The organism is Streptomyces sp. NPDC005262 (assembly GCF_042872425.1).
GTDB lineage: Bacteria > Actinomycetota > Actinomycetes > Streptomycetales > Streptomycetaceae > Streptomyces.
The window spans coordinates 170,708-179,021 of sequence record NZ_JBIAKK010000018.1; the positions used below are offsets into that span (position 1 = coordinate 170,708).

The 8,314-nt window shown below is 69.0% G+C and carries 6 protein-coding genes and 1 pseudogene; 4 read left to right on the forward strand and 3 right to left on the reverse strand.

The features are described from left to right. Window positions 1–256: 256 nt before the first annotated feature. The 3 genes from ACFYP5_RS32625 to ACFYP5_RS32635 all read left to right on the forward strand — a co-directional run bounded on the left by ACFYP5_RS32625 (window position 257) and on the right by ACFYP5_RS32635 (window position 3,034). Window positions 257–883, forward strand: a complete 627-nt coding sequence (locus tag ACFYP5_RS32625) for a hypothetical protein (RefSeq protein ID WP_389042539.1) — start codon at window positions 257–259, stop codon at window positions 881–883. 184 nt (window positions 884–1,067) lie between these two features. Further along, the gene (locus ACFYP5_RS32630; protein ID WP_389042541.1) at window positions 1,068–2,561 is read left to right on the forward strand and encodes a PepSY-associated TM helix domain-containing protein; all 1,494 of its coding nucleotides are present in this window, start codon (window positions 1,068–1,070) and stop codon (window positions 2,559–2,561) included. Window positions 2,562–2,812: 251 nt separating this feature from the next. After that, complete coding sequence (locus tag ACFYP5_RS32635; protein ID WP_389042543.1) at window positions 2,813–3,034, forward strand: hypothetical protein; 222 nt, start codon at window positions 2,813–2,815, stop codon at window positions 3,032–3,034. Between the two features lie 22 nt (window positions 3,035–3,056). Here the strand turns inward: ACFYP5_RS32635 and ACFYP5_RS32640 are convergent, their stop codons facing one another. Both ACFYP5_RS32640 and ACFYP5_RS32645 read right to left on the reverse strand, forming a co-directional pair. Next, window positions 3,057–3,332: a major capsid protein gene (locus ACFYP5_RS32640; protein WP_389042544.1), complete on the reverse strand. Its 276-nt coding sequence runs from the start codon at window positions 3,330–3,332 to the stop codon at window positions 3,057–3,059. After that, window positions 3,319–4,661 (reverse strand): annotated as a pseudogene (locus ACFYP5_RS32645) (major capsid protein). The gene ACFYP5_RS32640 and the pseudogene ACFYP5_RS32645 overlap by 14 nt, the downstream one beginning before the upstream one ends. Here ACFYP5_RS32645 and ACFYP5_RS32650 point away from each other — a divergent pair. Beyond that, window positions 4,597–4,878, forward strand: coding sequence for a sigma-70 family RNA polymerase sigma factor (locus ACFYP5_RS32650; protein ID WP_389042565.1), 282 nt, complete (start codon window positions 4,597–4,599; stop codon window positions 4,876–4,878). The pseudogene ACFYP5_RS32645 and the gene ACFYP5_RS32650 overlap by 65 nt on opposite strands. Window positions 4,879–5,561: 683 nt before the next feature. Here the strand turns inward: ACFYP5_RS32650 and ACFYP5_RS32655 are convergent. Next, window positions 5,562–8,090 (reverse strand): alkaline phosphatase D family protein, encoded by a 2,529-nt coding sequence (locus tag ACFYP5_RS32655; protein WP_389042546.1) that lies wholly within the window; start codon window positions 8,088–8,090, stop codon window positions 5,562–5,564. Between the last annotated feature and the right edge of the window lie 224 nt (window positions 8,091–8,314).

Here is an 8,314-nt window from a genome sequence, read left to right on the forward strand (position 1 = left end):
GTCAGAGACTTTCTGAGCTGTAGTTCTACCTGGATCGGTCAACGCGGGTCATTGGGCCTGGCCTCTCGGTCTCACAGCTGCCGCGGGCCAGGAGGGTGACGCACCCGCTTTCACGGACAGGTCGGAGGAAGCGGAGCACAGGCGAAACGTCGGGCGCATCCGGATGGGCGGGGTATTAGCCCAGCTGTAGGTGCGCCGTATGTGCTTCTGCACGCCCTATCCCTCATTCGGGTGGCGAATGGCATCATTGCTGCCCATGACTTCCGGGCCTGGCTTCCGCCTCGTGCGCGCCGCGGTGTTCGCGGCCGTGTGCGTGGCAGTGACGGGTCTCGGTCACGCCTTGATGTCGCGGGCGGTTCCGGGTTGGGCGGTGGGCTATGCGTTCGCCGCAACGACCGCGGGAGCGTGGTGGCTGGCCGGTTGTCGTGAGCGTGGTGTGCTAGCGGTGACGGGCGCGACCGTGGTGACTCAGCTCGCCCTGCATGGCTGGTTCCACCTCGCCCAGGCCTTCGTCGCCGCGCCGTCGGGTGCCGGCGAGATGGCTGTCGGCCATCAGTCTTCGGCCGCCGCGGGCGCGATGCCCATGAGCACCGCCGCTATGGGTGGTTGGTCCACCGGCATGTTCACCGCTCACGTCTTGGCGGCAGTCCTGTGCGGGCTGTGGCTGTGGCGCGGGGAGGTCGCGGCCTTCCAGCTCGGCCGATCCCTGGCCGTGTACGTCCTGGCTCCACTGCGCCGGGCCTCACGCGTTCAAGCCGTCGTCACCCTGCCCGCTCCTCCGACACCCGCGTCCTTCCACGTCCCCCCACGCCTGGACCACCAGGCGGCCCTGTGGCACGCCGTCACACGGCGCGGCCCGCCGCAGCCGGCGATCTGCTTCTGATCGTCCGTCTCGCCCATTTGCGATGACGGGCGCAGTCCGGCGTGCCCGCACGCACCGCTCACCCGGCGCCTTCCCACGCTCGGGCTGCAGGCGTGCAACGCCGTACCGCCCTTGAGGCGGACTGAATCGTCGACTTCACGAGCGCCCGCGCCCAATGTGCCGGGTGCCGATTGGGGATGCACGCATGTCTTCAACACAGGAACAAGCACCAAGAGACGACCGCGACGAGGCCGCGGTGGCGGTCGCGGAGGCTGACGCCCCTGCAGCGCCGCCAACCGCCTCGGAGAGCGGTCCCGTACAGCCTGGCCGTTCGTGGAAGGGCGTAAGGGCGTTGCTCGTGCGGCTGCACTTTTACGCCGGGGTATTCATCGCGCCCTTCCTGCTCGTGGCCGCCCTGACGGGGCTGGCCTACACCTTCACGCCCCAGCTCGACCAGCTCGTCTACGGCGACCAGCTCAGCGTGGCCAAGGTCGGTGACGAACCGCGCCCGCTCGCGGAGCAGATCGCCGCAGCCCGCGAGGCACACCCGGAGGGCACGCTGTCCTCGGTGATAACCCCACCTGGCCCGGAGGACACCACGCGAGTGGTGCTCTCCCTGCCGGAGCTGGGCGAGAAGCAGCGCACGGTGTTCGTCGACCCTTATACGACAGAGGTCAAGGGTGACCTGACCACGTGGTTCGGCTCGACGCCGCTGACCACGTGGCTGGACGACCTGCACCGCAATCTGCACCTCGGCGAGACCGGCCGCCTGTACTCGGAGGTCGCCGCCAGTTGGCTGTGGGTGATCGTGGCAGGGGGCCTCGTCCTGTGGCTGGGACGCGCTCGCGGGCAGCGGGCGAAGTCGGCGCGCGGTGTGCTGCTGCCGGACCGCTCCGCCCGGGGTGTACGGCGTACCCGCAGCTGGCACGCGGCCACCGGCGTGTGGATCGCCGTCGGCCTACTCGCTCTCAGTGCCACCGGCCTGACCTGGTCCCACTACGCCGGCGACCGGTTCGGGCAGCTGCTGGATGCGGCCAAGGGGCACGCCCCCGAGCTGGTCACCTCGCTGCCCGGCGGAGCCGAAGTGACCGAGGGCGAGCACCCAGGGCACGCGGGACACGGCATGGGCCAGGGCGCGGTGTCGACGGACCCCGCCGACTTCGATGCGGTCCTGGAGGTGGCCCGCGACGCCGGACTGGGCGGCCGGGTGGAGCTGACGGCGCCCACGGACGACGCGAGCGCCTGGACCGTGGCCCAGGACGACGACCTGTGGCCGGTCCACTACGACCAAGTCGCCGTCGACGCCACCAAGGGCGAGGTCACCTCGGAGAGCAGGTGGGCCGACTACCCGGCCCTGGCCAAGCTCAGCAAGCTCGGCGTCCAGGCTCACATGGGCCTGCTGTTCGGCATCGTCAACCAGATCCTGCTGGCGCTGATCGCGATCGGCTTGATTTCCGTCATCGTGTGGGGCTACCGGATGTGGTGGCAGCGCCGGCCCATGCGTGACGACCGCACGGCGGCACTCGGCAAGGCCCCTGCGCGAGGCACGTGGCGGCAGCTGCCCCTGCCGGTGCTGATCATCGGCATCCCGGCCGTCGCCGCGCTCGGCTGGGCCCTGCCCCTGCTGGGCCTCAGCCTGCTCGCATTTCTCTTCTACGACATAGTGATCGGCCTCTACCTGCGGCCCCCGAGGGCCTGACGTCGCAGCGGAAGACGAAATGTGAGTAACCGGAGGCTGCTTGCCGGGAGCGGTGCTCATGCTGTCGGTGCGTCTTTCCCGGTTGACGGCGAACAGGGAACGGGGGCTCACGGTACGCACGAGTGCCTGGCTGAGCCAGCGCTGTTGCATGAGTACCGGGTTCCCTATGGTTCCGCTCGGGTACCTCACTGGCACCAGGGCAGCCGGGGTTCTGCCTTCGGCTGCGGGAACCCATGGAGAGGGAGCGTGCCATGACGACCACTGATGTCAGTGCGCTGCAGCCGGTGGCGACGTTCTGCGGGAATTGCAACTGCGGCTGCCCGCAGTTGTTCGTGGATCCTGCTGCGCCTGTCGACCGGCGGATTGTGCTGACCGATGATTTCGGCCAGCGCGTGCAGATGAGTGCCGATCAGTTTGCGTCGCTCATCGAAGAGGCGAAGGCAGGCAAGCTGGACAGTGTGGCCACGGCCTGACCAATGCTGCAGGCGCCCGCGGTCAGGCTTCGGGCCTGGTCGCGGGCGCCTGTCTCACTACGGCCGCCAGTCCGGCATGAGGATCGGTGTAGGCGGCCTGGAGGACGACGGCCGCGAACACCGTGGACAGGGCGCCGAACGTCGCGGGCAGGGTGACCGCGGTGGGCGACGCGATGGCCTGCGCGAACAGGACCTGCCGGAGCCGGATCTCGTGGGCGACCATCGAGTTGCGCAGGTACCAGGAGACGAGCTCCGGGAAGTGCCGCTGGGTCAGGATGCCCGCCTCAAGGCAGAACACCGACCGCGCCACAGCGGACCTCGACCGGGCCCGGGCAGGGGATCCGGAAGTACGGCTTCGTGGCGCCGGCCTCGGTGTGGACCCACGTCATCGCCGCGACGTCCAGGGACGGCGTCTTGTAGTAGCGCAGGCCACCACGGGCGAGCTGGATCTCGGGGGCGTCCCACAGCATGTCCGGCCAGGACACGGACGTGAGCTCGTAGACCGTCTCGGAGGGGGCGCACCAGCCGCCGGAGGCAACGAGGTTGCCTGCGGGAGACGGTTCTGGTCCGAGGCCCGCAGAGCGACGTTCGTGCCCTCGGGGGCGCTCGAGGAATCCGTGACGATGAGGTCCTCGGGGTACGGGTGCCGGTAGCTGATCACCTGGCCGACACCGCCCCCGGCCGTCTTGAGGGCGTTGGCGCGACTGATGATGCCCGCGGTGATCTCGATGAAGCCGAGCGGGCTGCCCGGGGTGTAGCCGGGGACGTCGACCGCCGCGGTGATCGACGTGGTCGGCGCGGGCGGCTCGGGCAGCTCGCGCGGCTGGTTCCGCCGCACGTTGGACAGGTTCAGGCCCAGGCGGGCGACCAGGGAGGCGGTTGCGGTGGCCGGCTGCGCCGGTCCCTCGACAACGAGCTCGGGCCCCGGGTCGGCTGCCGCGGTGGGCTCTGCCGGGGTCTCCTCGACGGGTTCGGCGGCCGGGTCGTCACCACGCACCTGGGCGGCGAGCTGCTCGATCTCGGTGGCGATGGCCGGTTGTCCCGGACCGGTGTCCGGCCCATGTCCGGACGCGGTGTCCGGACCATGTCCGGGCAGGTCAGCGGCGGTGACCGTCGCAGGTTCGGCTGCACTGTTCGGGAGCTGTCCGGACACAGTGTCCGGGACGGTCAGGGCATCCGCTGCCGATGCGGCGAGGGCGAGGTTGGACCGCTCGGCGATCGTCGATGCCAGGAGCGGCGAACTGTGCCCGGGCACCGGCACGGACAGCACGGCCCGGAGCTGCAAACGCCCGTCGCCGCCCGGCTTCATGTGGTAGCTGGGCTGGCAGGCCTGGAAGACCTGCCGGTCCCACTCGGACAGCCACGGGGCGGCTGCGCCGGAGAACCACAGCCCCCGCTCGTTCATCCCGACCGTAACGATCCCGGCCACAGTCCTGGTGTCGTCGAACTGGCAGCTGGACGTCTCGCACTCGCAGCGGCGCCTGCTCCCCGCGCCCGCGGGGATGGTCCCGCACCCGCAACAGTGTTCCAGGTGGGCACAAGCTGCTCCCGCACCCGCGGGGATGGATCGCCTCGAACTCCCCGCGTCCTTTCCCGATCTCGCCAATCCGACGGCCGAGCCCACCATCGAGCGGGCGCAAGCCCTCGGCCGCGCGCTCAAGGCCGTGCCCGACCTGCAGGCCTGGCGCCGTGAGCAGAGGCAGCTCACCGTCTGCGCCCTCCTGGACAGCCCGCTCACCAGGGAGGACCTGACCCCGCGCCTGGAGATCAGCCCGCAGCGGGTCGCCGACATTGCCAGCGGCCACGGACGCACCAAGGACAAGCGCACCAAGCCGGCCGCCTGACCTTCCCCGCCCTCGGTGAGGGCGTCGGCGGTCGCGCGGCACGCCTGGTGATGGCTGCCGCGGTAGAGCTCGCCGGTCGGGGGCCACGGGGAGCTTCTTGCCAGAGCACGGGAAGGCGCGCGGGTTCCGGGATTCCTGGACGCCAGGTCACACGAACCAGTACACGAGTCCGTGAATCATAGAGCCCCACATACGTGTTGAGGGCTACCGATCAGACGGCCCACGCATCAATGGCCACCAGGTCCACACGCCCGGCTCCGGCGTCCCCAAGCCGGCCGGCACCCCTCAGCCGCAGCCGCGTGCCAGCAACGGCGCGGCGCGCCGCGGCGGCCCCACCCCGGCCGGCTAGGTGTATTGACTCGTAGCGTTGTTGACTCGGCTGATCGGTGGCTTGCCGCCGAGTGCGGTGTGGCAGCGGTGGTGGTTGTAGGTGTGGAGGAAGTCTGCCAGGGCCGCGGTAGCGACAGCCTCAACCTCGTGATCAACTCTCCCCTGCAGCTCATTCGGCTCAGCAACGCACGGCGCGGGACCGCGCTCCCAAGGGCCCCGCCCTTCCTGCGTGCCAGCCGTTGCTCCCGGCCCAAGGCCCTGAATCAGGGCGGCCCTTCCGCGGACAAGATCACGGCACAGTGCAAGCCGTCACCCACCTCCGCGAACGCAACGCACGGGAATTCGCACCTCGTTCACAGGTTGGCAAGCACCGCGAACGGGTCGGCCGCACCGCCGTTGTCGACGGCGGCGATCCTGCGGCGCAGCACGAACGTGGCGCCGGGCTCGATCGTGACTTTGCGCTGACTCATCACCCAGATACCAGTGGCGTAGGCGGTGAAGCCGGGCTCGCCGTAGAGCAGGCCGTACGTCTGGGCATCCGAACCGGTCATGCCGATCCACGGTTGAGCCGGGGTGAAGTCCGCGGGGGCGGATGCGGTGATGGTGCCGTGTCCGGCTACCCCGCTGCGCTGGCCTGCCCCGTCGTGGTCGAGTACGTCGCCCAGCCAGAAGGTGCGGGGCACCGCGCCGTTGTTGGTGAAGATGGTTTCGGCCGAGACCCAGGGCTCGTCCTGACGGATCTCGAAGGTGGTGTCCACTGCGATACCGGGCACCTGAGTGCTGGCGCCGGTGAACCGCACGGAGCCGGCGGGCCCGCCGGCCGACAACACTTCGAATCCCGTGGAGCGTACGGTCAACTGCTGCCAGGCGTTGGTTCCGCGCGGCTGGGCGGTCGAGGCGTAGGGCAGGTTCATCCAGTCCAGCTGGTCCAGATGTCCGACGGCCGCGATGTCCAGCGGCTTACCCAGTGTCACGCCGGACAGTTGGGGATCTTCCGAGCCCGCCGAGACGGCCATGGCCATCATGCTGTTGGACAGGACGAGGTCACTGGCCGTCGCCTGGGACTGCGGTCCGGGCACCGAGTGGCCGGTGCCCACGCGTACCGCCGCCTGCCGCAGGGCGATATCGACTCGGGTCTGGTTGTCGGGACGTACCGTCACCGCGGCGGTCACCGGCGCGTAGCCGACGCCGTTGACAGTGACCGTGTAGTCGCCGGGTGGTGCGAAAGCGAGGAACTCACCGGTCGCGTCGGTGGTGCTGGTGCCGAAGGTGGTGCCGTCCGACTTCTTGATTGCGATCTGCACGTTCGGTGCGTTCTGGCCCGTGGCCTGGCTAGTTATCCGGCCGACCAGTCCATCACCCGCGTCGATGCGCCTGGCGCCGGGACTGCCGTCCTCCACCTCGAAAGCGGCGATTGTGTAAGCGGGCGATGCCCCGTCGCCCGCCGCGAGGACGATACGCAGGTCGGAGCGCCAACGATCAGGTGTCACGTCGCATATGACGTAGCCGCGATACGTGCCGTTGTAGAACCGCACGTGCGGGTTGGCGGGCAGGCCCGCGCGGACGTCCGCGTCCCAGCCCGCGCCCGAGGAGATCGAGGTTCCGACGAACTCGGTCGCGATGATCTCGGAAGTGGAGACGTCGAAGTCGGTCTTGAGGTCGTTGACCCAGTGGGTGTGCCAGTCACCGCCGAGTACCACGGGGTTGGACGGGCGTTCGTTGGCGATGAAGTCGAGGATGCGGTCGCGGGCGCCCGCGTAGCCGTCCCACTGGTCCAGGTTGACGATCTTGTCAGGTCCCAGGTCGTAGTCGAACTGGGCCATGATGGTCTGCTGAGCGATGACGTTCCAACGGGCCTTTGAGGCAGCCAGGTTGTTCAGCAGCCACTTCTCCTGCTCCGGGCCGGTCATGGTGCGCTCAGGATCCCAGACCTCCGGGGTCTGGGGCTTCCGGCCGTCCCCGTTGGCCTGGTCGGTTCGATACTGGCGGGTGTCGAGCACGCTGAACTCGGCGAGCTTGCCGAACTGGACCTTGCGGTACATCAGCGCGTCGGCGCCCTTCGGCTTCTGCTCCGGCCGCATCGGGAGGTGCTCGTAGTAGGCCTGGTAGCCGTTGGCTCGCCGCTCCAGGAATGGGCGGCCGTCACCGGCCGCGCCCTGTGTGTCACCGGCGTAGTTGTTCTGTACCTCGTGGTCGTCCCAGGTGAGGATGAACGGGAAGCGGGCATGCACGGCGCGCAGGTCCGGCGAGGTTTTGTAGAGCGCGTGCAGCCGACGGAACTCGGCCAGGCTGCCGCCGGATGTTTCGTATATGTAGTCGCCGAGGTGGAGGACGAAGTCGAGATCCTGCTGGGCCATGTCGCGGTAGGCGGAGTAGCGGCCGCCGGTCCACGACTGGCAGGAGGCGAAGGCGAACCGCATACGGTCCACCTTCTTGCCGGGTGCGGGCAGGATGCGGGTGCGTCCGGTGCGGCTGAGCACTCCGCCGGACCGGAACCGATACCAGTACCAGCGGTCCGGTGCGAGATCGTCGACCACCACGTGCACGGTGTGGGCGGCTTCGGGCAGAGCCGACACGGTCCCGCTCCGGATCACCTTCCTGAACGACTCGTCGCGTGCCACCTCCCACTGGACCTCGACGGTTTCCGCCGGCATGCCGCCGGTTTCGGCGTTCAGTGGGTCTGGCACCAGGCGGGTCCACAGCACGACACTTTCGTGATCGGGGTCGCCGGAGGCAACCCCGAGGGTGAACGGCGCCATGTCGAGTTCAGCGGCCTGCGCGGCGAGCGCCTCGCTCAGCTGAGCGATAGTCAGGGCGGTGACGGCGCCACCGGCCAGGGTGAGGAATCTGCGCCGATCAAGAGTTCTCAAAGAGTTGGTCATGTGGCGTGAGACTGCAACACGAAGATCGCCGATCGGTTGGCCGTGAGGCGAACAGCGGCTGTCTGCATTCGGTCGATCTCGGTAGCCTTCGATTTCGTCGACGACGAACGCCCTTCGACCTACTCCGTACTAGTACTGCAACGACACTCCGTGACGTGGTGTGCCCGCGATCGTTGATCGGTTCGTGGCTGAAGAGATAGTTGATGGTTGGTCAGATGCGTTCG

Coding starts and splice junctions, on each gene's coding strand:
- ACFYP5_RS32625 (WP_389042539.1), top strand. CDS start 257: ATGACTTCCGGGCCTGGCTTCCGCCTCGTGCGCGCCGCGGTGTTCGCG.
- ACFYP5_RS32630 (WP_389042541.1), top strand. CDS start 1,068: ATGTCTTCAACACAGGAACAAGCACCAAGAGACGACCGCGACGAGGCC.
- ACFYP5_RS32635 (WP_389042543.1), top strand. CDS start 2,813: ATGACGACCACTGATGTCAGTGCGCTGCAGCCGGTGGCGACGTTCTGC.
- ACFYP5_RS32650 (WP_389042565.1), top strand. CDS start 4,597: ATGGATCGCCTCGAACTCCCCGCGTCCTTTCCCGATCTCGCCAATCCG.
- ACFYP5_RS32655 (WP_389042546.1), bottom strand. CDS start 8,090: ATGACCAACTCTTTGAGAACTCTTGATCGGCGCAGATTCCTCACCCTG.